19 protein-coding genes are annotated in these 25,290 nt (G+C 68.6%); 15 read left to right on the top strand and 4 right to left on the bottom strand.

Annotated elements, in window-relative coordinates; translation table 11 throughout:
* Positions 1-90: 90 nt before the first annotated feature.
* The 15 genes from ACZ516_RS10720 to ACZ516_RS10650 all read left to right on the top strand — a co-directional run bounded on the left by ACZ516_RS10720 (position 91) and on the right by ACZ516_RS10650 (position 11,958).
* Positions 91-1,041, top strand: a complete 951-nt coding sequence (locus ACZ516_RS10720; protein WP_469009675.1) for a MerR family transcriptional regulator — start codon at positions 91-93, stop codon at positions 1,039-1,041.
* Positions 1,038-2,255 carry an MFS transporter gene (locus ACZ516_RS10715; RefSeq protein WP_469009674.1) on the top strand — a complete coding sequence of 406 codons (1,218 nt, stop codon included), beginning with the start codon at positions 1,038-1,040 and terminating at the stop codon, positions 2,253-2,255. Before ACZ516_RS10720 ends, ACZ516_RS10715 begins: the two co-directional genes overlap by 4 nt.
* A gap of 368 nt (positions 2,256-2,623) precedes the next feature.
* Entirely contained in the window at positions 2,624-3,211 is a 588-nt protein-coding gene (locus tag ACZ516_RS10710) for a DUF2975 domain-containing protein (protein ID WP_469009673.1), read from the top strand.
* On the top strand, positions 3,211-3,450 hold the full coding sequence (locus ACZ516_RS10705) for a helix-turn-helix domain-containing protein (RefSeq protein ID WP_469009671.1): 240 nt from the start codon (positions 3,211-3,213) through the stop codon (positions 3,448-3,450). Before ACZ516_RS10710 ends, ACZ516_RS10705 begins: the two co-directional genes overlap by 1 nt.
* A 777-nt stretch (positions 3,451-4,227) precedes the next feature.
* Entirely contained in the window at positions 4,228-5,292 is a 1,065-nt protein-coding gene (locus ACZ516_RS10700) for a DUF6461 domain-containing protein (RefSeq protein WP_469009670.1), read from the top strand.
* A 555-nt stretch (positions 5,293-5,847) separates the two neighbouring features.
* A complete protein-coding gene (locus ACZ516_RS10695; RefSeq protein WP_469009669.1) occupies positions 5,848-6,936 on the top strand; it encodes a replication-relaxation family protein in 1,089 nt (362 codons plus the stop codon).
* 77 nt (positions 6,937-7,013) lie between these two features.
* Positions 7,014-7,340 carry a hypothetical protein gene (locus ACZ516_RS10690; protein ID WP_469009667.1) on the top strand — a complete coding sequence of 109 codons (327 nt, stop codon included), beginning with the start codon at positions 7,014-7,016 and terminating at the stop codon, positions 7,338-7,340.
* A 64-nt stretch (positions 7,341-7,404) separates the two neighbouring features.
* Complete coding sequence (locus tag ACZ516_RS10685; protein ID WP_469009666.1) at positions 7,405-8,019, top strand: 2'-5' RNA ligase family protein; 615 nt, start codon at positions 7,405-7,407, stop codon at positions 8,017-8,019.
* A 35-nt stretch (positions 8,020-8,054) separates the two neighbouring features.
* Positions 8,055-8,261 (top strand): hypothetical protein, encoded by a 207-nt coding sequence (locus ACZ516_RS10680; protein ID WP_469009665.1) that lies wholly within the window; start codon positions 8,055-8,057, stop codon positions 8,259-8,261.
* 446 nt (positions 8,262-8,707) lie between these two features.
* Complete coding sequence (locus ACZ516_RS10675) at positions 8,708-9,292, top strand: RNA polymerase sigma factor (protein ID WP_469009663.1); 585 nt, start codon at positions 8,708-8,710, stop codon at positions 9,290-9,292.
* A gap of 230 nt (positions 9,293-9,522) precedes the next feature.
* Positions 9,523-9,714 (top strand): helix-turn-helix domain-containing protein, encoded by a 192-nt coding sequence (locus tag ACZ516_RS10670; protein ID WP_469010441.1) that lies wholly within the window; start codon positions 9,523-9,525, stop codon positions 9,712-9,714.
* Between the two features lie 270 nt (positions 9,715-9,984).
* Positions 9,985-10,413 carry a DUF6300 family protein gene (locus ACZ516_RS10665; RefSeq protein WP_469009662.1) on the top strand — a complete coding sequence of 143 codons (429 nt, stop codon included), beginning with the start codon at positions 9,985-9,987 and terminating at the stop codon, positions 10,411-10,413.
* Between the two features lie 45 nt (positions 10,414-10,458).
* A complete protein-coding gene (locus ACZ516_RS10660; protein ID WP_469009661.1) occupies positions 10,459-11,319 on the top strand; it encodes a hypothetical protein in 861 nt (286 codons plus the stop codon).
* A 58-nt stretch (positions 11,320-11,377) separates the two neighbouring features.
* A complete protein-coding gene (locus ACZ516_RS10655) occupies positions 11,378-11,728 on the top strand; it encodes a hypothetical protein (RefSeq protein WP_469009659.1) in 351 nt (116 codons plus the stop codon).
* A 2-nt stretch (positions 11,729-11,730) separates the two neighbouring features.
* Complete coding sequence (locus ACZ516_RS10650) at positions 11,731-11,958, top strand: hypothetical protein (protein WP_469009658.1); 228 nt, start codon at positions 11,731-11,733, stop codon at positions 11,956-11,958.
* Positions 11,959-12,018: 60 nt separating this feature from the next.
* Here the strand turns inward: ACZ516_RS10650 and ACZ516_RS10645 are convergent, their stop codons facing one another.
* From ACZ516_RS10645 to ACZ516_RS10630, 4 genes are all read right to left on the bottom strand, one after another.
* Positions 12,019-12,375 (bottom strand): hypothetical protein, encoded by a 357-nt coding sequence (locus ACZ516_RS10645; RefSeq protein WP_469009657.1) that lies wholly within the window; start codon positions 12,373-12,375, stop codon positions 12,019-12,021.
* Positions 12,376-12,678: 303 nt separating this feature from the next.
* A complete protein-coding gene (locus tag ACZ516_RS10640) occupies positions 12,679-19,950 on the bottom strand; it encodes a LamG domain-containing protein (protein ID WP_469009656.1) in 7,272 nt (2,423 codons plus the stop codon).
* A gap of 342 nt (positions 19,951-20,292) precedes the next feature.
* Complete coding sequence (locus ACZ516_RS10635; protein ID WP_469009654.1) at positions 20,293-22,815, bottom strand: helicase associated domain-containing protein; 2,523 nt, start codon at positions 22,813-22,815, stop codon at positions 20,293-20,295.
* 40 nt (positions 22,816-22,855) lie between these two features.
* A complete protein-coding gene (locus ACZ516_RS10630) occupies positions 22,856-23,413 on the bottom strand; it encodes a hypothetical protein (RefSeq protein WP_469009652.1) in 558 nt (185 codons plus the stop codon).
* Positions 23,414-25,290: the final 1,877 nt, after the last annotated feature.

The raw sequence follows: 25,290 nt of genomic DNA, 5'->3' as shown, positions 1-25,290 counted from the left end.
TCCGATCGCCTCCGCAAGCTTTGCCGAATAGGCCAGCCTGGTGGCAGTGAGGCTTGAGTCTCCCGTAGGGGGAGACGTGAGGGTAGGGGCATGAACGGCGAGACGCTCCATTCGATCGGTGACCTGGCTCGACGGACGGGTCTGACGGTGAAGGCCATCCGGTTCTACGCAGACGCCGGGATCGTGCCACCGACCGACCGTACCCCTGCGGGATACCGTCGGTACGGGGCCGATGCCATCGCGCGCATCGAACTCGTGCGCACCCTGCGTGAGTTGGGAATCGATCTGACCACGATCCGCAAGGTCATGGACCGGGAGGTCTCACTGACAGACGTCGCGGCCACGCACACCGAGGCGCTGGACGTGCAGATGCGCGCCCTGCGGCAGCGCCGCGCCGTGCTCATGGTGGTGGCCCGGCGCGGCTCGACTCCTCAGGAGCTGGACCTCATGCACAAGTTGGCACGTCTGTCGGAAGCCGAACGGCAGTGTCTGGTCGACGACTTCCTCGGTGCCGTGTTCGACGGCCTGCAAGATCACCCCGTGTTCGCGGCGGTCACCCGCTCGCTGACCCCCGAGCTGCCCGACGACCCCGAACCCGAGCAGATCGAGGCGTGGGTGGAGCTGGCAGAGCTGTTCCAGGACCGCGAATTTCGCTGCACGTTGCACGGCATGGCCCAGGACCTGGCAGCCGATCGGGCCCCGGACGACGCCACGGGCTTGCCCCGGATCCTCGCCGAAGCCGTCCGGGCCCAGGTGACACCGGCCCTGGGGGACGGTGTCGAACCGGACTCGACCGAAGCGGAGCCCATCGTCACCGCACTCGCAGCCCACTATGCACGCATCCTTGGCAGCCCGGCCTCACACGATCCCCGTGCCCTTTACCGGCGCCTTGCTGCCCGGCTGGAGCAGATGAACGACCCGCGCCGGGACCAGTACCTGTCCTTGCTGGCCGTCATCAACGGCTGGCCGGCCCCCAGGAGCCTGGCGCCCGCGCTCACCTGGTCCGCCGCGGCACTCCGTACCCGGATACCGCAGCGGTGAGCCGAGCACACAGCGCCAGATCCCACCCGGCTCCGTATCGGTTCTTTGCCGACTACCGGGCCTTGATACGCGTGCCCGGCTTCTGGCGGCTGGCCACCATCGGCATGACGTCGAAACTGGCCGCGAGCATGACCAGCCTGAGTCTGCTGCTCCTGGTCAGCAGCGCCTACTCGTACGGGACCGCCGGACTGGCGGTGAGTTGCTCCACCCTCGGCCAGGGCCTGACCACGCCGTTACGCGGACGGCTCATCGACCGATATCCGGTCCGTCCGGTCCTGCTCAGCTGCCTTGCCACCCATCTCACCGCCACCATCGCCGTGATCTTGACAGTGCGGAGCGGCGGTAACGCCACGCTGATCTGCTCACTGGCCGCAGCCGTCGGCGCGACTGCTCCACCCGTCCCCGTCATGATGCGTTCCGTCTGGTACAGCGTCACCACCCGCACAACCCTGAACACGGCCATGGCGCTCGACGCTTCCATGATGGGCGCCGCGCTGATCGTCGGTCCAGTGCTCGCCAGCTGGCTCAGCCTGTCGCTCTCGCCTCTCCTGCCGTATGCGGCCATCACGGCGATGACGGTCGCCACCGTCACACTCGTGGTGGTCAATTCCTCTGCTACCCCCGCGCCTTCGACCGTAGCTGGGCGGCACTGGCTGGGGCCTTTAGCGTCGGCGCCGCTGCGACGGCTGCTGGCAACCGATGCGCTCTTCGTCATGGCGGTGACGGCCGTGGACGTAGTGCTTCCGGTCTACGCCCGCCAGGAGCACGCGGCCGAACTGACCGGCTTGTATATGGGCAGCCTTGCAGTGGGCAGCGTTGTGGGGAGCTTTGCTCTGGGCACGGCCACGAAGCGGCTGCCGCGCGGGCTCGCACCTCCCGTTCTGCTCGGCCTCTTCGCCCTCGGATGTGCCGCTCTGGCTGTGGCCGCACGGCTCTCTCCGATGGCGGTCCTCACGGTGTGCCCGGTCGCCGGCCTCGTCATCGGGTCTCTCTTTGCCCTCCTGCGCGCCACAGGAGGCGATCTGGCCCCGGCTGGGCAGGTCACCGAGACCATGTCCTGGCTCAGTACCACCGACATGATCGGCGGTACAGCAGGGGCAGCTGTGTTCGCCCACCTCGCCGATGCGAAAGGAAGCCCGACGGCGCTCGTGCTCGTCCCCGTACTGATCGTGACGGCTGCCCTCGCTGGGGCCACTTGCGCCAGATACCGCTGAAGCTCCGGCGCTGTGAAGCCCTGAAGGTCACAGCCGGATCTCGCAGAACCTACAACCGGGAGATTCTGCGGGGCAGTTCTGAGGGTCGACGGCAGAAGCTCCTGACCTGCGGAGGCAGCGCTTAGTGCCATTCGCCGCGCGATTGGTCCCCAACACCGGCTACCAGCACCCCGGTGGCCGAAGCCGACCACTGATCCGTTGCCCGGGATCGCTGGAATGACGGCGGAGGGCAGGGCCCGCCGGGACAAGCGAGGGAGGTATTCAACGCCCAGGTCTGCCCTTTCGGGCACTCCCGCAGCCGCCATGCGCTTGTCGATTATCGATATGCCCCGCTAGCATGCGCATATCGATAATCGATAAGGAGAGACATGAGGAACACGCGACTCACGAGGGCCCTGGCCTCGCTCACCCTTGCGCTGGCGGTGCTCTGCGCCCTCGCGTTCGTCGGTACGGCGGTCACGCACATACTCGACGACGGGGCGGTCTGCGCGAAGACAGACTTCTGGCACAACGCCACGCTGGAGGGCGGCGTCCCCGTGGGTGCGGGCGTGAAGGCGTCCAGCAGCACCACCCGCCTGTGCCAGGACAGCCCCTCCGCGGGTCAGCGTGCCGCCGACCTCGGGAACCTGCTGCCCTGGTGGCTCTTCGGATCCGTGGCACTGCTTCTCTTCTCCCAGCTGCTCGCGACCGTTGTGCGGGAGGGACCGTTCACCGCCCCCGTGGCATCCCGGATCTCCTCTCTGGGGTGGTTCCTCACCGTCGGAACGCCGGTGGCCGGCCTCCTCGTCGGCTGGTCACAGTCCTGGCTCGTGGGCAGCATGGCGCCGATGATCGGTTCCGGACCGGCAATCTCCGGATCCATGGTTCTGGTCCTCGTTGGCCTCGCCACGGTGATCATGGGGAAGATCATGCGCGAGGGCGTGCACATGCGAGAGGACCTCGAAGGGACCATTTGATGCCCGACGATGAGGAACCTCACTCGATCCGGATTCACCTCGACCGCTTTCTCACTGAGCGCGGCATGACGCTCACTGAGCTGTCCTCGCAGGTCGGCATCACTGTCGTCAACCTGTCCGTGCTGAAAAACGGCCGGGCCAAGGCCGTCCGCTTTTCAACCCTGTCGAGGATCTGCGAGGTCTTGCGGTGCCAGCCGGGAGACCTGATCACCTACGAACCCACCAAGCCCGGTCCATAGCCAACCGATCCGTCAGACGATCTACTCCACAAACTCCCGCCGACGACCAGCGCGACTACGTTGCCAGGTCAGCACGCCAGCCCTTTGACCAGCGATTTCAGGTTGGCGAAGGCTCACTCGGTGCGCTCCATCCGGTGGGGGAAGTACAGGACACCCCCGGTACCCGGCGCGCGGTGCGGTGCATCGAGCGCCGGGTGCGCCGGCCGACGATGCACCGCACTCCCGCCCACCGCACCGGCGCACCGGCGCACCGCAGGAGAGTGGTCGCCACTCCCGCACGCTCCACCCGATGCGTTCACAGAGGGTGACGGCGCATCGGTTGCGGTGTACTCGATGCACCCCCCTTGACCAGGTGTGCCGCCGGATTCCACCCAGCCCATCGGAGGGAATGCAACCCTTGTCCACCTACGAGTTTCAGCGCGATCTTCGATGTTTCCCCTTGACACGCTCCGCTACCGCCACGGAGACGACCCGCACCGGACCCTTGATGCCCGGTGCGGGAAGGGAGATCTCTCCCCTCCCGGCGCACCGCGCACCGTCACCGTCCGTAGGGGCGGTGCGCGGCGCGGAGGATGCCGTGCACTCCCGCATCGCGGTGCGCCCCGCCGGGTGGGAAAGTGCGTTACATCGTCCGCAATTCAGACGCCGTCTCCAACCTCCGGATCGAAGGTTAGAGACGGTGTCTGAGGAGCGCCCCCTGCAGTCCTGTCGAGGTCGCGTTCGCACGCTCAAGGGGACCGGACCTCGTATGTCAGTGGCGCAGACGACAATCCCCGCATGACCTCACCCCAGCACCTTCAGGGCCTCCTCGCCGATTTAGGACTTGAGCAGGCAGCCACGTTCACGGCCGTGCACGGCGGTGACGAGGACGCTGTCATCCGGCTCTTCGGCGGCAACCCCGAGCAGTGCCGCCCCCTGCGACTGGAGGAACTGCGCGACCACTACGACAGGGATCTCATCCTGGTCTCCCGGTCCGGACCTGCCGTCATCGTCGTGGAGAACAACAACCACCAAGGGTCTCACGAGGAGGTACTGCGCCCGCTCTCCCGGCACGGCCGCACCGCCAGCGCCTACTGGAACGTCAACGCGGTCTCCCAACTGAGCCTGGCCGAAGGCGGGCTGATCTCCTGCGCCTTCGAAATGATCGCGCCCGAGCACACCACGTTCGGCGCGCGCCCCGACGCCTGGCAGCCCCTGCTGGAAGGCCTGGATCTGGACGACTACGAAACCCGTTGGGGAACCGGCCTGGTGGCTGTCGAGCGCGCGACCGGTGCGCGATTCGACAACTCCTGGGTACATGGCCCGCACCGCGCTGTGGAGATCACGCGGGTGCCGGAGCACCTGCTGGGGCAGGGACTCATCGACTCGCCCCTGCTCAAACGGGAGCCCTTCATCAGCTATCTGGCCGACTTGAGACCCACACTGCTGAAACCGACGCGGCGCCACGCACTGAACCTGGCCCTCGCACATGCCGGCCTACGCGAACACCCACTGGCCGTGGCAACACTGACAGCCGCCACTATCCCGGCCGGCGCGAGAGTGCGGCTGCGCGAGGACCTCACCGCCGCCCACGACCAAGCGCACACCAGGGCTCGCGCCATGCGGATAGGCGAGCCGGAAGACTTCGAACCCGAATGGGAACGCCCCTCCCACCTCGTCTTCCGCCAGGCCATCGTCTTCGGTGTCCTCGCCCAGTGCGTCGCCGCCCATCTGCCCACCCCAACAGACGGGCTCCCGGACATCCTCAGCTCCTTAGGTACGGCGATGACCGGGGACGGCGCACGCGCCCATGAATTCTGGATGGTGAAGTACCTGCACGACGCGGCACGAAGAGCAGCCTGACCCGCGCCGCCAGACGCCGGCGAACTCGCCGGGAAGATATCGGCCGTCAACCACAGGAGAACCTCCATTCCGAGGTCGCGAGAGGGGTTGTCAAGGCACCGTGCGGCGTGCGGTCCGCACCCGCGTGCCACCGCACCGGGCATCCGGTGCGGTGGCACGCGTCGCCCACTGGCCGCCGGTCTCCCGCTCGGCTCAGGCCGCGGCCGCCCCGTACCGGGCGCCGACGTCGCTGCGGATGTCGCCGAGGAACTGGTGGATCTGGTCGACCTCCCGCCCCGGAGCAGATCCTGTGGGCCACCGACTACGTGGAGGTGGTCTGACAGGAGCAAAGCAGCGACCGCGCTCCCATGGCGGGGCGATCTGTGTGACGTCAGCCACGGACAAACCGGCTGGACAAGGGGCTCAACCCGGCGAAAGCGGACGCCGATCGGCGGTGGGCGTCAGACCGCGGACAAGGGGTGGCTTCGCACGGTGGCCCCGGCCTGCACGCCCGGCGCGTGCGGGCCGGACCTGTCACCGATCCGGCCGCGCCGGCCGGAGAATCGCGAGGACGCGATGACCACCGCCCCCACCCCGCACACCCCGCTGGCCCCGGCGGGCACCGCTACGACGGCGAGCCCTACGGCAAGCCACGCGGCAAGCCCCGCTCCCGGCCCCGCAGCTTCCAGCCGCCGACTGACGGTTGTTGCTGATCAGACCCCCGATTCGCCTGCTCCGGCCGGTTGCAACTCCTCTTCTCTAGTTACTGATGTACCTAGAGAAGCGTCCCGGCCCCGGAAAGCCGCGGCGACGAAGGCCGGCGCGGACCTCCGCGGCGAGGTCCTGCTCACCCTCGCCCAACTGCGCCTGGCCACACCCCGCCAGCTCAAGGCGCTGCTGCTGCCACACCAGCAGGACACCGACCACGTGCGCCGCGCGCTGCGCAACCTGCTCGACGAATCCCCGGCCCTGGTCGGCCGGACGAACCGCGCGCAGCAGAGCTACTGGTACTGCACGCCGGCGGGTCTCGCCGAAGCCGCTGCCTCCGGTGAGCTCGCGCCGACGGCCGGCCGGACGACGGGCAAGCGCATCGCGGCCAGCAAGACGGGCCTGCGCGAGCACGGCCTCGCCCTGGTCGACACCGTCATCGCCTTCCACCAGGCAAAGGTGGCCCACCATGCCGACTGGCAGGTGGAAGTCGCCCACCCCACCCCGGCCGGGAACCTCGTGCCCGACGCCGTGGCGCTCCTGGCCGATGGCTCCAGCGCGTTCGTGGAGATCGACCGCACCATGTCTTACGCCCGCCTTCTCGCCAAGCTGGAGCGCTACGAGGCATACCGCGGCGCCCCCGCGACCGGGCGCGGCAACGCCGCCCGCCCTCCGCGCAGCCACTGGCAGGAGACCTACGCCGGGCCGTACCTGGACCGGCCCTTCCCGCCGCTGCTGTTCGTCTTCGCCCCGGCCCCGCGCCGCGCGGCCCCGGACACCAGGGAGGCCGCCTTCCACGACCGCGTCCGCCGCCTCTCGCGCGTGAACCACCGGATCACCGTGGCGACGACGACCCTGCACCAGCTCACCCAACGCGGGGCCGACCGGCCGGTGTGGCGAGTCGTCGGCCACGGCGAGGACCGACGGACCCTGACCGCGCTGCCCAAGCCGTGGTGAGCACGGCGGGCCCGGCCTCCACCAGCCGGGCCCGCCAGCTCCGTCCGGCTGTCGGTGGCGGCTGGAAAACTGATCGGATGAACGGAGACGAGCAGCTAGGAAACGGCCGCGTCTACGGCGCGGACCACGACGACCCGAACTCCGGCCCGCTCCCGCACCGGACCTACGCCGAACTGGTCGGCGGTCCGCTGGACGGCCTGCTGCTGGACATCCACGGATGGCTGCCCGAGGACATCGACGGCGGCGTCGCCCTGATCACCGAGCTGTCCCGGTGGCCCGGCGGCCGCGCCCTGTACGACCCGCGTCCCGGCGAGCCCCGCGCACCCGGCCCGGGAATGAGCTGCCGCTTCTACTACTCCGGCAGATACGCCCTGAGAGCCCATCCTCCTCATGTTCCTTGGTGAATCCGGTACATGGGGTGCGTGGGAGGTGGCAGGCTCTGGCGAAAGATCCGGGGAGAGGGTGAGGGTGGAAAGCTTCTTCGAGCGGGTGGCGACGGTATGGCCGGCGGGGCGGCGTGACCTGCACTGGCACATCCTCCCGGCAGCGAGCGAGGCACAGGCGCTGCTCGCGTCCTACCCCGAGGCTGTGTTCTCACGGCCGGGGCTGAACCGGGTGCCGGGGCAGTGGCTCCATTGCACTCTTCTGCACGCGGTCGGCCTCAGCGCCGCCGACGTCGACATCGACGCGCTCGTGAGGGACGTGCGCGCACACGTGCAGCCGGTGGAGCCGTTCACGCTCACGTTCGACAGACCGGCCATTACCCCTGTCGCCATCGAGATCAGCGGCTGGCCCGGAACGCCGTTCACACGCCTGGTGGACAGCCTCACCCGGCTCACGCAGGAACAGCGCACCGCCTTTCACCCGGCGGCCAGCCGCTACCCCCACATGTCCATCGCCTACACAGGCCAGGGCTCGCAGACGATCAACCCCGTCGACCTGCGGGCGGCGTTGGCGAGTATCGAGGAGCCGCTGTCGCATACGGTGCGTGCGACCCACGTCCACCTCGTGGAGCAGTGGCACGACGGCGCGACGATCACGTGGGAGCCGATCGCGTCGATTCCCCTGAAGGGTTCCGTATGAGCTTTCCTGGCACTCGCCCGATCCATGGTGACCGTGTGGAACTGCTCGCGGAAGGAACCTCGTTCACCGCGGTGGGCGCGATCACCGTCCAGGGGGTGCTGCAGGACGGGCAGGGCTTCGTCGAGCTGGTGCTGCCCGATGCCGACCCCAGCAGCGCCGCGACCTCGAGAAGACGACGCGGTTCCAGTACTGGCTGTACCGGGATGACGCACTCCTCTACGCCTCGCCACCACTGCAGATGAGGGACATACGCCGAGCCGGCGACGACGGAGCCCTCATCCTCACCGGCTCGCCCTGACCAACAGTGCGGACAGCCGCGACGACATCGGCCAGGCGGTGTCCATCGTTCGGGCACGAGGCCACACCCCACTCCAGAAAATTTGGTGATCGGAGGCAGCACTTTGGGCTGTCCGTTCGACTCTGTGATGTGAACACTCTCGTAGAGCACGGGACCAGCTTGCTGGGGCCTGTCCTTGCGCAGTCCAAGTTGTGGGTGGCGTTGTGTCTGCTCCCCCCTCTTGCGGGTGCCGCCGCGTTCCTGGCGGAATGGCAGCGCAGAGCCACCCTGATCGCGTTGGTACGCCACGCTCCCGGCGGCACGGTGGTGGTTCAGGAGCGGGGGCGCGGGGGGCCTGCCATGCAGGTGCATGTCGGAGCGCCATCAGAGACGGATCAGGGGGAAACCGGTGTGACGCAACAAGGTCAGGAAAAGAGGCAACTGGTCGCCGCTCTATGGGAGCGGGAGGCGAAGGGCTTGGCCAGCTACGCCATGGTGCGGACCGGCGGGGACAAGGCCGCGGCTGAGGACCTTGTGCAGCAGACGTTCATGGCCGCCTTCCTGCAGTGGGACGAGTCACTCGCCGGCCTGGACGCGGAGGAGCACCGCAACTGGCTGCGCAGTGTGTGCCGACGGAGGTGGATCGACGGCATTCGACGGGAGACCCTCGGGGGCCGGCTGCAGGCTGATGTGGAACGGCTATATGACCGGGTCAGCCCCGACCCGGCCCACGCGGTCATTGCCCGGGACGATCTGGACCGCTGCTGGCAGGTGTTGCGCCAACTATCGCCCCGGCGCAGGGAGGTCGCCCTGCTGTACTTCATCGAGCAGCAGTCCGTGCTGCGCATCGCGGAGATCCTGGGCATCCAGGCGTCGGGAGTGCGCAAACACGTGGCCAAGGCCCGGCAAGCGCTGCGCGAGGCTGTCGGCGGGCTCCTGGACGTGGAACCAGTCGAGACGAGCACCTTGCGAGAGGGAGAGGGGGAGCAGGAATGACGGACAACGAGCAGAGCCGCGCCATCGACACCGACCTCATGATCGGGAACATGCTGCACCAGACCGAAGCCGTGGTGGACATTGATGAGGAGAGCCTGGCGCAGCGCAAGAACCAGCTGCTCGACTGGATGGCAGAGTCAACGCCGCCTGTCCCACAACCTGGCAAGAGCCGGGAGGGGGAAGCTCGGCGGCCCCGAAGCGAGGGTGCTCGGGAGCGTCCGCTCAATGACGTGGTCTTCCTGACCGTCGCCGAAGTGGCCTCCGTCATGCGGGTCTCCAAGATGACGGTCTACCGTCTGGTCCACTCCGGTCACCTCCCTGCGATCCGTGTCGGGCGGTCGTTCCGGGTTCCCGAGCAGGCACTCCACCAGTACCTGTACGGGAGCTACACGGGGAGCATCGAGTCCATCGACCGCCCGTGACCTGCGCTTCCCGGGCGGATCCTCGCCCGGGAAGCCGGTCTTTACAGCAGCGACGGGGAGAAAAGATTCCGGGGCACGACGAAGGCCCGGACATCTGGTCCGGGCCTTGGCTGTCGAAGTCTTCGAGTGAGTTGGTGAAGAGCACGGCGTCGGCAGGGGCTGGTGCATGGCCTTCGGGTCAAGTCCGTGCGTGCAGACCTCTTGACGCTGGTCAGCGGGCGGGCGGATCGTGACGGTTCGCTTCACGTTCACCCCGAAAGGGGGACTTGTATGTCGTTCACCTGGCGCTACGTCGTACGCCCCGACGGCTCCTTCTGCCGCATCGGCAACATCGACGGCAGCCTCGACAACATCAGCGACGAAGAACTCGCCCGCTTCCACCCCGTCCGGAAGGAAGACGAACAGCCGGCCTGGTCTTGCTCCCGCTGCCATGGCGAACTGCTGCTGCACTGGCACGGTCCGCTGATGACCGGCGTCTGGATGGAACTCTGCCCGGCCTGCGACGCCCACCGCCCCGCCGCCCGCGCGTTCATCCACTGGTACCGCGATGCCGACCGTGATCCCAGGGCATTGCCCCAGCTCTTCGAGGACTGGGAGGCGCAGACCATGCACGATCACGGCTGGGTCCGCGCCCCGCAGCCCGAAGCCCCACCCAGTCCGCCGGCTCACCTGAGCCTCGTACCGCGTGGACAAGGCTGAGTGCAGGGACGAAGCCTCCGGGGGGAGAGGGGTACAAGTACCGGTATGGCGCGGGAGCGGATCCGGTGGCCGGCGGTCGTCGACCGGGCCCGTCAGATAGTGGAGAGCTACGAGGTCGGCGTCACGCTGCGCCAGGTGATGTACCGCCTGGTCTCCCAGGGCGCGCTGCCGCACACCGCGCCGATGTACCGGCGGCTGTCCGCGCAACTGGCCAAGGCGCGCCGGGAGGGCCGCTTCCCCGACCTGATCGACACCGTCCGGGAAATCCACGTCCCGCCCTCCTGGACGCGTGTGGACGCGTTCGTCGCGCAGATGCCCGGCTGGTTCCGGCTGGACCGCACCGAGGGCCAGGAGCACGCCCTGTACGTCGCAGCGGAGAAGGACACCCTGCGCCAACAATTGACCGGATGGCTCGCTCCTGCGGGCATCCCGGTCCTGGTGGTCCGCGGCTTCGGCTCCCAGTCGTACGCCGACGTCGTCCACGACCGGGTCACCGCCGATCCGCGCGACGCCGTGCTCCTGGTCGTCGGCGACTTCGACTGCTCGGGCGAGGACATCGAACGGGACTGGGTGGCGCGCACCGACTGCTGGAGCCGGACGGAACGGGTGCTGCTCACCTACGACCAGGTCCGCACCTACGAGCTGCCCGCGACCGAGGGGAAGCACGGCGACCCGCGCTGGCCGGCCTTCGCCAGCCGCTACGGTTTCAACCCCCGCCGCCCAGTGCAGTGGGAGGTGGAGGCGCTGGAGCCGGACGAACTTCAGCGCCTGGTCCTCGCTGCCGTCACCCCGTATGTCAACCGCGACGTCCTCGCCCGGCAGGTCTCCCGCGAAGAAGAGCAACGCCGCGCCCTCGCCACCTTCCTGGAGGGCTGGGGCCCAGCGAGCGGGGGAGAACCGTCGTAGTCGCCGTCCTCGCTCTGGGAGACTGAGGGCCACCATTCCAGCGGCGAGGAGCGAGCGCATGGCGGCGAAGAAGGATCCGGCGACGTTGGTCCGTCAGGCCCGGGACCTGATCGAAGAGTTCAACCGCGCGGTGCTGGATGACGCGAAGGAGCTGTCGGCGCCCGCGCTGTCGGAGGCTACGCAGGCGCTGAAGTCGTTGGTCGAGCGGCTCCCGCAGGCGTTCGAGCAGACCGCCGACGTCCTGGAGCTGCTGGCTAAGAACAACAAGGTCACGGTGGAGCAGGGCGACCCGAAAGAGGAGGTGGCCACGACCGCTGCGGAGCTGCGGACCGTCGCGGCCGACAGCGAGCAGCTGGGCATCAGCCTCGCCAACCCGGCGTCGGCCCTGTTCCTCATGGGCGGCCGCTAGACATGCCCGTCCTGCCGTCACCTGAAGAGATCGAAGCCGCCAAGACGCCCAAGGGAGCGTGGACGCGGGCCCAGCTCGCGGAGTGGGGCGTGGCGTGGCCCCCGGAGAAGGGCTGGAAGGACGAGCTGATCGAGCGCTGGGAGACCGCGCGCCAGGACGGCGCACTGCCGCCGCCCCTACCCAGCCCGGCCCCGGCCGACTTCGCACAGGACACGCTCGACTTCGGCTGACCGACGACAGCGGGGCCGGACAGGAACACCCTGCCCGGCCCCGCTGTCGTTCCCGGCTGCTCACCGGCTGAGGCGGATACGCGGCCCCCACACGAACTCGAGGTCGTCCAGGAAGACCGTCTCCAGCTCCTTCTCCCACCGGCCGCGACGCAGGAGGAACGGCGCGGCCTCCATCCGCTCCAGGATGACCAGGGTCTCGGGCTGACCGACCAGCGCGTACCGGCCGTGCGAGGCGGGCCTGCTGCCCGGCCCGTACGCGCACAGCAGCTCCTCCAGGCGGTCGCGGTGCTCCTCCATGAACGCCTCCAGGCGCTCGATGTACCCCTCGCGTTCCTCGGGGCGCACCGCGCTCAGAGCGACGTCCAGGAAGTCACCGCCGTCCGGCCAGTGCCGCTCGCCGGGTGCGCCACGGCCCACGGGAAACGTTCCGCGGCCGCCAGAACGTCCTTCGCGTCCAGCTTGCGATGTGCCGGTTTGGTGTCAGCAGTTGCTGTCAGTGGCGATATATCAAGCCGGGGTGTTTCCGCTGGTCAGGTGCTGAGCGCTGACGGGCTCACTGCCGTAGAGCGGTATCTGCCGTGAGCGTGGCTGTCATAGGGGCGGTACACCCCGCCCTGTGCCGCTGTCTGGGGAACGGTACGTTCCAGATCTGGTGCTTGCCGCACGTTTTCTTCCCGCCGGCCCGGCCCCCCGGGTGGGTCGGGGGGCCGGGCGGGGGGTTCAGTTCTCCATTCCGAAATAGTGGCCGAGGTATTCGGTGATCTCAGCCGCGTGGGGCAGGAGTTCGGGTAGGTGGGCGGCGAGGGCGTTGCGGGTGGCGGCGGCGAGGTCGGCCGAGCTGGTGGCTGCGGGGCGCACGTACGGTTCGAGGCGTTTGATCAGCTCGTAGTTGCTGGCGATGTTCTCGGAGCGCATGGCCTTCTCCAGCGGCGGCGCTCCGGGCGGCGGGACGGGGGCGAGGACCCGGCTGATGTAGGTGACGCGGTGCAGGATGCGCCAGCACGGGGGCTTGGCGGAGCTCTGGCGGGTCTGGCGCAGCGCGGCCGCGTCGGGGGCGTTGCTGCCCGACAGCCAGGTCGGGTCGACCACCTTGTGGTAGAAGTCGTCGAAGTTGGCGCTGGTCTCGCCGAGGTAGAAGGTGAGGAAGCGGTAGGCGTCGACCTTGCCCGGCACGAGGACCGGCTTGCCTGCGGCGTCGTACATGGGTTTGCCGTTGCGGTCCCGGCGTTGCAGGTCGTTCGAGGGTGCGCACTGAACGTCGAGGCCGAAGCTGCGGGAGGACTCTTTGCTCTTGGCCCGGGTGGTGCTGAAGCCGCCACCGCGGGAGGCGTCGAGGTGGAAGGCCCAGCCGAGGCCGAGGGCGCCAAAGCTCAGGTCGAAGTTGCCGCCGTAGGAGTAGGTGAAGTTGTACGAGCCGGAGGTGGTCTCGCTGACGGCGTCGGTGGCTTCGGTGGTTTCGGCGAAGAAGCCGCCCTGGGCGGTCCAGACGTAGGTGTTGACCAGGTCCCGGTGGGAGAATCCGGTGGCGGCGGCGCTGCCGGTGGTGGAGCGGGCGCTGTCCTGCTGCTCGGCGGACATGCCCATCGAGCGCAGGACCGCCTTGGCCTGGATCTCGGCCGGCTCGGTGCCCGAGTTGTGGCCGACGTCGGTCGAGATCGACTGGTAGAAGGCCTGCAGCCGCTGCTGGTCGCGGGTGATGCGGCGCTTGAGCGCGTACGCGTCGCGGGGCTTGAAGTAGCTGTACTCGCCGTAGGCCGTGGCGGTGGGGTAGTCGGGGTCGGTGACCTTGCCGAAGCCGTCGAAGCCGACCCCGCCGTCCAGGGTGCCCTGCTTGGTGTAGCGGGGGTTGATCGGGAAGTGGACGATGTTCCAGTCCAGCGGGATGTCCGGGTTGGGCAGCATCCGGTAGGCGACGAGGGCGCCGGTGTGCGCCAGGCGCAGCGCGAAGACGTCGGCGGTCTGCGACTGCACGAGCGCCATGCCGGTGTTGGCGGGTACGTACCGTGGGCCGAGGTCGGAGTTCAGTACGTTGGCGGTGTCCTCGGTGTACCCGGTCAGCTCCAGCTTGGTCTTGCGGGCGGTGTTCTTGCCCTGGCTGACGGTGGTGTCCTCGCTCCAGGTGTTGGAGAACTCCAGGCCGGCCGTCACGGCCATCTTGAGTTGGCCTTCGGCCAGCGGGCTGGCGGTGCCGAAGCCGAGGGGCGCGGCGACCGTCATGACGTCGGCGACGGTCTCGAGGCCGAAGGAGACGTTAAAGGCGGTGTTGGTGCTGCGGGTCTTGCTGGCGGACAGGCTGTGCACCACCTGGTCGGCCTCGGTGAACTCCACCGAGGAGGCGGAGGGGAAGCCGTCGGGCTTGCCGGTGAGGTTCTCCGACGGCACCGGCGGGGCGCCCTCGATGTAGCCCATCAGCTGCGGGTCGAACTGGGCCTGGCCGACCCACTCGGTCGCCAGGTCGCCCACCTTGTAGCCGGTGACCAGGTGCCAGCGGCCGTCGCGGACGAAGCCGTAGCAGCGCTTGAGCACGCCCAGCGTCTCGCCCTTGGCGCCGAACTGAAGGTCGGCGTACTCGGAGGCGGCGGGAGCGCCGGAGACGGTGTCGTGGAACGGGGTGCGGACGTCGGCGAGCGCCGAGCGGACCTGGGCGGTGTCGGTGGACACCGGCGCGGTAGAGAGCAGGATACGCGGCCGCTTCGTGGAGAAGGCCAGGTTGTTCCCGCGCAGGCCCTCGTCGCGCACCGAGGTGGTGGTGGCGGCGGTGGAGTCCCGGTCGAACGTCCAGTAGCCGAGCAGGTCCTGCTTGTCGCCGCGCAGGCGGGTGAACAGGTTGTCCAGGATCTGCTCCCGGGTACGCACGGTGCGCCAGATCCGCACCTCCTCCAGCGTGCCGGTCAGCAGCTCGGTGGGCTTGCCCCCCTCCAGCCGCGCACCGAGGGTGAGTTGCGGGTCGCCGTAGGGGAGGAGGTCCGCCGGGGTCGGGGCGGTGGTGGCGAGCAGCGGCTCGCCGTTGCGGTACAGCCGCAGCGGGCTGGCCGCCGGGTCGACGTCGCGGGTCCAGCGGGCGCCCCGCAGCTTGGCCGGGAAGGAGCCGGAGGCGTCCAGGGTGGCGTTGCCGGCGTTCTCCTCGAAGGCCCAGCGCGCCAGCAGCCCCTTCTCTCGCACGGCGACCGCCTGCCCGAGCTGTTGAAACGTCCGTGCGGAGCTCCACAACCGCACCTCGCACAGGATGCCGCGCAGGCCCCGGCCGATCTCCAGGTCGCTGCTGTTGGACTGCGCGCCCGGGCCGTCGTAGACGTAGGTGCCGGCGAGCGCGCCGTCGAGGTAGAAGCGGATGTCCTGCTCGGGCTGGCCGACGGTGGCCGCTTGGGTGCTGGTGGCGGCGGACACCTCGGCCTTGCGGCGCTGGCGCACCACGCTGATCCGCTGGAAGGATCCGGGCTTGACGGCCCGGTCGGAGACGTACCGGACGGGCTTTCCGTCGGCTTCGGCGAAGGCGAACTCCACCCGGCCGTCGGCCAGGATGCCCAGCTGGTACGGTACGCCCTCCCGGCCGCCGGTGACGGCCGAACCCTTGGTGGCCAACGCCATCGGCGCGCCCACCTTGTCGACCTGGACGAACACCTCGATGGTGAGGTCCTCCAGGACGTTCAGCGAGTCCTGCGAGGCCACCGAGAGTCCCTCGCCGCCGTCCAGGCGCAACGCCCAGGCCTGGGTGAAGCTGGCGGCGAGGTGTGCCCACTCGTTGCACGGGAAGCGGTCGGCCGACCGCAGCACGCGGTCGCCGACCCGGGCGACCACCTGGTAGCCCTTGATCGGCGAGGCCGGGCTGTTCGGCTCGTTGAAGGTCCAGTGGCCGAGCAGTCCGGGCTCCCGGCCGGACAGCCGCTGGTTGCGCTCGGCGGAGATCTCCTGGGCTGTGCGGGCCCGCCCGAAGACCCGGACCTCGTCGATCTGCCCGTCCAGGTAGTCGCCGGTGAACGGGAAGTGGCCCAGGATCAGTGGGCCGTTGCCGGTGTAGGCCCCGGTGGCGGTGCGGCGGGCGACCTCGACGCCGTCCCGGTAGAGGATCTGCTCGCGGGTGGCGTTCTTGTACACCGCGGCCCAGTGGTGCCACTCCAGGTCCGGGTAGGCCTGGGTGGTCTTCATGTCGTCGCCGTACAGCGAGAAGTAGAAGGTCTCGTCGGGGTGGAACCACAGGTGCAGGGACTGGTCGACCCGGCCGTCCGTCGCACCGTGGAACAGCAGCGGCTCGACGCGGCCCCGGGACTGGTTGCGCTTGGCCCACAGCTCGATGGTGAAGTCCCGGTTCGCCAGGTCGAGCGAGGGAGTCAGCTGGGCCTTGGTGCCGTTAACGAACTGCCAGGCTGGCAGGGCGGCCGGGGTGAGCGCCAGGGAGTAGCCCGATCCGTCCGTCCTGGCGTGGACGATCCGGCCCCCTCCGACCTCGGGGTTGACCCATGCCTCCAGGGTCAGGTCGCCGACGGGGACGGCGTTCTTCTGCTGGGCGGCCGGCAGCGTCAGGTACTGGTCCTTGCCGTCGAACAGGAAGGCGCGGCCGGGCATCTCGGCCCGCCAGCGACAGCCGCGGCCGCCGGTGACCGGTATGGCCGTGCCGTTGGGCACGGAGGCGGCGCCGCCGCTGTTCAGGGTGATCAGCCGGGAGCCGGCGGAGAGCAGAACCCCCACCCGGGTGGACTCGGCGCGGGCCCAGTCGTAGCCGACCACGGTGACGGTGTCGCCCGGCTTGATCGCCGTGCCCGACCCGGTGAGGCTCAGCGTCTTGGCGCCGACCGGGGCTTCAGCGGACGCGGCGTACCCGTTGGCGCCGATCTGCAGGTGGGCCTTGGCCGCGACCGTGGTGGTGATGGCCGCGGTGAACTCCACTGTGGTGCCGGTCACCTGAGCGACGGTGCCGACCGTGACCGCCTGCCCGGACTGCCCGGCCAGTGCGGCGGCCATCTGCTCGGCCTTGCGCGGCAGCGAGCGCCAGGTCTCGGTATCGCCGCCGACGGTGATCGTCAGATCGCAGCGGCCGAGAGCGTCACCGTCGGACACCTTGATGACGGCGTTGTCCAGCAGGACGCCCGGGTCGCGGGCGAGGAAGCCGAGTGTGCCGCCGTTGCCGGTCAGCCGCTGGGTCCCGCGGGTGACGGCGGTGTCGTAGTAGACGGCGAAGAACTGCTCGTTGGCGCCGCGGAAGTACAGCACGACGGCGCCGGTACCGCTGTCGAGCAGCGCGGGCCGGTCGGTGCCGCGGGCGAATTCGAGCAGGCCGCCGGAGAGGCTGAGCCCGGTGGTGTCCACGGAGATCAGCGGCATGGCCACGGTCAGGTCGTCGTCGCCCTGCAGGGCGGTCGACAGGCGGGCCAGCTTCTCCTGGGCGTCCTTGAGTTCCGCCTGTTTGCCGGTCAGCCTGAGCTGGAGCTCGTTGACTCGCTGCGCGGCCGTCTTAGCCTCCTGGAGGCGCTCGCGCACGGTGTCCATCTCCTGCTTGGCCTGCAGGTAGGCCGTGTCCACTCCCGAGCGCAGCGAGACGCGTACCATCCGGATCAGGCCGGAGTCGCCGGTGAGGCACTCACTCGACTGGACCGGGATGGGCACCGGGACCGAGGCGGGCAGGCCCAGCGCGAGCCTGCTGCCCCGGTTGACGATGCGGGTGTACTCGCCCTCGGCGGTCAGCTGGAACTGGGCGAAGGGGTTGCCCGGCTCGCGGACGATCGTGTCCAGCATGGTGTTCTGCGCCGAGGAGTTTTTGAGGACATGCAGGTCGAGGTTGTTCGGGTTGTTGCCGACCAGCCAGTAGTAGGGCCTGCCGTTCTGGCTCTCGCCGGTGTCCTCCAGCCGCCAGCCCACCGAGCGGAAGGAGGCGAGGACGACGAGGACCGACGTGTGGATGGGAGCGTTGAAGTACCGCAGCACCTGGCCGTCGACCTCGCGCGGGGTCTTGACCTCCAGGGCATAGTTCCAGGCGGTCGGCACGTCCTTCTCGGCAAGGTACTGCCGCTCCAGCCGCTCCAACCCCGGCAGCAGCCGGTCGTGCTCCCCCTGCCAGTAGGCGACCTGACCGGCCGTGGCAGTGAGCCGGGTAATCTCCACCGGCAGGGCGGCCACCTCCGGCTCCAACTGCCGGATCAACTGCTGCAGGGCACTGACCTGTTCGGAGTCCTGGCCCTTCACCGGCCGCCGGAGCACCGCCGGGTCCAGCACGTCGGGCACCTGGGCGAGCCGGCCGTCGCGGCCGACGGCGAAGTCCAGGCTCACCAGAGCCGGCTCCTGGCCGTACTTGGCGGCGAACGCCAGCATCACCCGGGCCTGCCGCTTGGCGGGCTTGGGATCGGGCCGGTAGCCGGCCGAGACGTTCTCCTGCTGGTGGTAGATCACGGCGGACATGCCGGACTCGACCGTGCGCCCCTTGAGGACGAAGCTGTCGCGGCGCACCCCGGGGTGGTCGCCCACCGGCGCGTCCGAGCCGGTCCACTTCGCGTCGCCCTTGAGCGTGCCGTGCAGGGCCCGGTCACTCTGGTCGTAGGCGGTGGCACCCGAGCCCTCGTCGAAACGGTAGTAGGCGGCCAGGCCCGCCTCGTTGCCGACCAGCCGGTGGTTCATGTCGTCCGCGAGCTCGGCGGCGGACCGGACCCGGCTCCACATCCGCACCTCGTCGAGGTCACCCGCGAAGAGATCGGCGGTGGTGCCGGAGACCTGCTTGCCGATCAGGGTGTTCACGCCCGTGGCCGGCGTGAACGGTAACGCCCCGCTGCCGGACAGCTTGCCGTTGACGTACAGCCTCGCGGTCGTCCCGTCGAACGTGGCCGCGACATGCGTGTAGACATCCTTGGGGACGGTCTCGGCGGAGACGACCGCCGTCGCGGCCCCCTCGTGAGCGAGGCGCAGCGCCCCGCCCGCGTTTAGGCCGAGCCGGTACTCCCCGCCCCGGGACAGCACCGGCCGGTCGTACGCGGTGGGCTTGACCCAGGCCTCGATCGAGTACGCCTTGCCGCCGAAGCGCAGCGCCGCCGGGTCGCCCAGGTCGACGTGCGCATCATTGGCACCGGTGAAGCCCAGCGCGGTCTCCGCGTGGCCATCGGTACTGGTCACCGGCACCAGGTCCTGGTTGGTGAACGGGCAGGTGCCTGGGCTGCGCTCGAACACCGCGTCCCGGTAGACCGGGTCGGGGCTGGTGTAGAAACGCGTGCCCTGGGTGTTGAACAGACCCTGGACGCCCTGCTCGACGCTGAAGCTGTCGATCCTTCCGGTGACGTCGTTGTGGGCGAACAGCTGCCAGCGCCGCGCACTGCTGACCGCGGTGGGCACCAGCACCGCGGCGAACCGGCCGCGGGTCAGGTTGCGGACGAACGACAGCTCCTGGGTCGGTTCGTAGAACGGCCGGCCCTCCATGTCCTCGGTACCCAGGGTGTCCTTGGCCGAGGCGGGACGGGTGGCGTGCCGGCTGCGCTTGTAGCGCACCTCCAGCACCGGTTTGAGCTTTCCGTCCACCAACAGGAAGCGGTCGCACAGCAGGGTGTCACGCACCAGCGGCACCTTCTTGTTGCCACTCAGCACGTAGTCGGTGCGGGAGGCGTTGGCGGAGCAGCCGCCGTCGGTCAGCTTGTACACCGCGTCGGGGTGCGTCTCGCCGATCGACTGCCGCAGCACCACCACGTACGTGCCGTCCGACACCACGTGGAACGGCGCGTCCGCGGTCAGTCGCGCGGTGGTGGACAAGTACGGGTCGATCTCGCTGTCCAGCGGCCGCTCGTCGACCGTCGCCTCGGCCCCGCCCCGCTTGACCGTCGGCATCGCCGTCGCCCCGACCACGGCGAACCCCACCTCGGCCAGCTCCCGGGGCAGGACCAGCTCGGCCGGGTTCTCGCTCCAGTACGCGGCGTCCGCGTCCCCCTTGGACGGCTGACCGGCCAGGTCTAACACGGAGTAGACGATCCGCCGGGCCGAATCCATCGCGAACGCGATGGTCGTGCCCTGGTGTCGGGCCATCGTCACATGCCGGTACGACCGGTCTCCGTACACCTTCAACAAGGATTCCTGAGGTGCCACTGTTCCCCTCCCACACGTCCCACACGCGGAACGCCGCTCCTGTTTTCTCCCGCCCGGAGCGGCGATGGACGTACCCCTGGCGGGCCGTCGGTCAGTCTGACATCTGCGGATATCCCGTGAAGAGAATGCGAAAGAAGCCTCTCGGCTTATGACTTGATCAGCCATCAGATGGCCGGACTTCGATGGCAGGACCGCTCGAAGATCTATGCACTGTTCACAGCAGCTGCCCGAGCAGGTAGCCGGCGGCGAGCGCGGCGGCCGCGGTGACGGCGACGCCCATCATCAGGACCAGCGCATGCCGATGGCGGACAGCTGCTCTACCCGTTCCGGCGTCAGCGTCGCCGCCCGGCTGCGCTGATTTCCGATCCAGGCTCCCAGCTTCAGCTCTCTGACCTGCTGTTCCTTACTGCGATCGCCGTGAACGATGATCTGCTCGACCCACTTCCTGGGGACCTGGAGGTGGCCCTCGCGTTCGTAGAACTGGCGGGCGGCCTGGTAGTTCATCGCCCATTTGTCGGCCTGCGTGCGGCGCGGCAGCGGCTTTTCGTCCTCGGTGGCGGGCTCGATGCCGAGGACGTGCTCGCACATCCACTGCTGCACGGTCGTGAGCTGCTCCCAGCCGTACCGCACGGACTGCACCCACCGTCCGAGATCCTCGCCCTGGCGCACGACGTCGCCCGTCTCGGTGGGCAGCGCCTCGCCCGCGTCCAGGTGCATCCGGACCAGGTGGAAGGACCGCTGCCATGTCACCGGCCAGCTCGGGCACCAGGACGCGTCGATTTCCTCCAGCTGTTCGCGCCGTTCGTCCGACAGCGTCCCGGCTGACGACTGGACCGGCAGCCCCTCGGCACGCCGCTGCTCGATCTCGGCGGCCTTGCGGGCGGCGGCTCGCGCGTTCTTCAGGAAGATGCCCACCCGGTACCCCTGGAACGTGGCGTCGAGCGGGGCCAGGAGCTGCCCGTGTTCGGCCGCCCACCCGCGTGCGGCGGACAGGCCCTCCTCCCACGCGACGTCGAAGTGCGACCAGATCATGCCGAGCTTCTCCAGCTGCGCGACGCGGTCCTCGTCCATGTCGCCGCGGGCGTAGAACCGGCGCGCGTCGGCGGTCCACTGCCCGAGCGGGAACCCAGCGAGCGAGGCCGGCCACCCCGCGCCTTCCTCCTCCTGCTCCTGGTCCTCGACGGCGGGCACCCGGAACGTGAACGGCACGCGCAGGTCGCCGTGCTCGCGGGCGTAGATGACGGCGGCCTCCACACCACGCCGCCAGTGCTCGTGCTCGGGGTTGAGGACCCGCAGGTTGATGAACGCGGCGAGCGCGGCCGGGTCGCGGGGCGTGGAGAACTTCAGCAGGGCCTTGGCGGGGGCACTGACGCCTCCGGAGCCCTCGCCGCTCCCGCCCGTGCTCTTCCCGTTGTCGTCCTTGGCTACGGGCTTGTAGCGGCTCGGGGCCTGCTGCTCCGCGAGGCTCTCCACGATCCGCGCGTCGTGCGCCCGCAGCGCCTCCAGCAGCTTCGCCAGCCCACCGAACGCCCGGCTCGTGAGCATGTTGTCCGCCGTCTCCCCGGGCCCGAGCAGCACCGGCACCACGAGCGAGGCGACCTTGCCCTCGCCCGGCTGCATCCGCAGCGCCCGCCCCACGGCCTGGACCAGGTCCGGCATCGAGCCGCGCACATCCGCCCAGTACACGGAGTCGCAGTTCTTGGTGTCGACGCCCTCTCCCAGCACCTTCACCGAGCACAGGAAGCACTTCTCCACCACGGTGCCGTCCGTGGCGGTCCCGGCCGCGAACTCGCCCAGCAGCCGGCGCCGGTGGAGCGGCTTGTGGTCACCGCACAGCCAGTCCGCCCAGATCGTCTTCGGGTACAGCTCGGGGTCGGATGCGTGCAGCTGCGCGGCGACGTCGGGAAGGCCGGCGGCGAACGCTTCGGCCTCGCGGATCTGGTGGTGGAAGACGAGCGTGCGCCGGAAGTTCTCCTCCGCCGACGCCTTCACCAGGGCGGTCTGGAGCGCGGCGAGCCGCGCCCCGCGGACCTCTGCTGAGCGGCTTTCGGCGCCCAGGAGCTGCGCGGCCTGGAGCGCAGTGTCGGTGACGTCCACGCATACGACCTGGTAGGGGGCACAAATTCCCCGGTCGATCGCCTCCGAGAGCGTCAAAGTGAACGCCCGGCTGCCGAAGGGGCCCTCCGGGTCGTCTTCCATGCTCGCGACCAGCTCGCCGGGTGCGCCGGCCTCGTCGTCGTCTCCGAGCTGCCACAGGCGGGGCGTGGCCGTCATGTAGAGGCGGCGCAGGGACGGGATCTTCTGGTTGTCGTGGACGACCGCCCACGGCTTCCCGATCCGGCCCGAAACGCGGTGGGCCTCGTCCACAACGATCAGGTCCCAGGCCGCGAGGCCCCCGGCGTGCGCACGCTCCAGCGTGCCCAGCCCGAGGCTGGCGTACGTGGCGTACACGGTCACCTTGTCCAGGCCGCGCGTCCACTCCACCAGCTCGTCCACGTCCGTGGTGTTGGGGAAGGACACCTCCTCGCCCCGCAGCGAGGACACCCCGATCATCGGCCCCGGGCGGCCCCCCTCGCGCCAAGCGGCCTCCGTCTGGGCGAGCAGGTCCAGCGAGGGCACGAGCACCAGCACACGGCCTGTGTGGAGCTCTTCGGCGCTGCGGGCGGCGACGAGGGTCTTGCCGGATCCGGTCGCCATGACCACTTGGGTGCGCAGCCCTCGCTCGGGCGTGAGCGCTCGGGCGGGCAGTTCGAGGGCTCGGAGGATCGCGTCGACGGCTTCTCGCTGGTGAGGTCGTAGGTCCACGCCAGGCTCTCCTGTTGGTTGGGGCTATGGACTGTCTGCGTTAGGTGGCGTTGTAGGCGAGCTCGGCCAGCTGAAGGGCGTCGGCCAGGCTTGTCTCGTCGGTGAGGTCGACGCTGACGCGGTACTCCCGGTGCCCGGTGGTGAGGGTCCGGGCAGACTTGATGCCGAGCTCGTCGAGTTGCTGCTGGCTGTAGTTGAGCCGGAGGTTGATGGTGCTGTACTCCGCGTAGACGTAGGCGAAGCCGCCGAACTGGGATCCCTGCCGGCGCAGGCGCAGGTAGCGGCTGTAGTCCAGGGGAGCGTCGGGCAGTGCGTTCTTGCGCTTGATGCCGTAGACACCGACGTTGTCCCACCGGGTCGTCTCATCGAGGAACCGGACGAACAGGCCGGGAGCCGGGCTGCGGAGCAGCAGCTGACGCACCGTTTCCTGTCCCTCATCAGCCACTCCCGGAATCCGGGCCGGCAGAGTCCCGCTGTCGCGGCCGCCGTCGGGGACTACCGAAACGGCACCACGGTGGTGGTTGGTCAACTCCTTCAGTACCTGCGAGGCATCCAGCTCCTCAGGAGTGCCCTCGAACTGGAACACGGTCACCTTCATGAGATCCCCTCCAGGCTGACTTCCGCGCACTCTACCATTAACTATGTGTAGCCAGTCCAGCTATGTATAGTTGCTCTGGATGCTCGCCGGGCGGACATTCAGGGGGAGACGTGAACGGGCCCGTTTCAGCACCGTGTTGGGGCTGTGATGGCAGAAGGCTCCGGCGGACGGGGCTGTGCTCGGACGGCGCCGCGTCCTCCAGGCGAGTCGAGCCACCTTCTCTCGCATGAGGCAAGCATGACACCTGGGCCACCTACGGTTTTCGTAGGCACCATGAGGACCCGGCTCTCAGGCTGGATAACGGGCCTGCCCAAGTGCGGGCGCCTTTTACCAGCACCCTTTTAGACACAGAGAGGCCTGGCCCGTTATCCAGAACACGTCACCTGCATCAGGGTGAACAGCAGCCCGAAAGAGCGTTATGAAAACGTTATAGACGAGTTTTTGTAGTCGGACGCTCTGAGCCTTTAAGCGGGTTTTCGCAGCTCACAGAAGGGGGCTACGGGAAGAGAAGGGCGAAAGCCGGTAAGCCTCTTCTTGTCGAAGAGGGGGCGGGGACCTGCTGGACGAAGATATTCCGTTCAGCGCCGCTGTAGGCTGTCTGCCAGCATGAATGAGAGGGAGCTCCCCGCCACCCCCGAGCCGCCAAGCATCCAGGGGTGAACAGTGTGCTCCCTCTCTCGACTCCGAACAGTTAGGACGAAATCGTTGTGTTGAATTATACCCTGCCGTTCCCTCCGAAATGCATAGAGCATCATTTGGGGAACAGTCGCCTAGCTCAGAAATGTGGGCGGTAAAAGAGATGAGAAAGTTTGAAGAGAATACGGATCCCTTCTTTGAGGTAAGGCTTGGAGAATGGCACCTAGTCATCAACAAGACTCCGAAATGGCCAGTCGAAATCGGCAAGCGAATCGCACTCGGAATCGGCATCGGCATCGGGTTTAGTATCGGAGGTATGGGTATCCTGTCGCTGGTCTCAGATGTCAGCATCCGGTAATGACGAGACCTTAGCTTAGCGACGAAAAGGCCCCGTCCTTCTGGAGTGTTCCCCAGGGGAACACTCCAGAAGGACATCTGCCGTCACTTCACATACGAGAGCAGAACACGCGGCTAGAAGCCTTCATCTCTAGTCGCGCTAAGCCGGCTAAGCGGCGGGTGGGGCATGTTCCCCGTGGGAACACCTGCGGCCCGTACCGCGGTACGGGCCCTCCATGACTTCCTCTTCCGACTGGTACGTCGTCAACTGTGCTTCTTGGTCTTCAAGATCACCTGAGCGTGGTAGCTCGCCTTCGGCCTCTGCAAAAGATCTTGCAGGGCTATTTATTGGTTCCAGGGCCAAACAGACTGATTCTTGATAGTGACCACTGCTGTGCTGCCATCTACTTCTCCCGGATCGCCAGAAGTCTCTTCAACGCCTTGGAACCTTGAAACATGCAGGTAAGCCGGTGGATCGGGCTACGGATCACATCCGTCAGGATCCCCTCTTTCCCTCCATGACCCCACGCAGAGGGGGAGCGACACGACTGAGCACCGGTGTGTCATGATTCCAGATTCTATCTAAGTAACAAAATGAAGCAAGGATTAGTCAAACTGGTGGCACCGCGCAGACCCCCTTCCTCCTCTCTCGGTTGACCCGCCACCCCCTCTCCTTGTTGCTCGGGCCGCAGGCCCGTTGGCCGTCCCGCGCAGCGGGGCCGGCCGTTGTGGTGCAGAGCGCCACGGGGGTGGCTGAAGCGCAGCGTAGGCCACCCTGGCGGGGCCGCAGGCCCCGCAGCTCCGGGAGCGCAGCGGACGGAGCGTCACCCGGCTTGCGCAGCAAGCCGGGTGGGCGGGACGCGCAGCGTCCCGCTGGCGCTCACGCGGAGCGGGAGCGCCACACC

The organism is Streptomyces sp. NPDC034037 (assembly GCF_055575715.1).
Note: the sequence above shows the minus strand (reverse complement) of the source record. Positions and strands in the feature narration are given on the sequence as shown.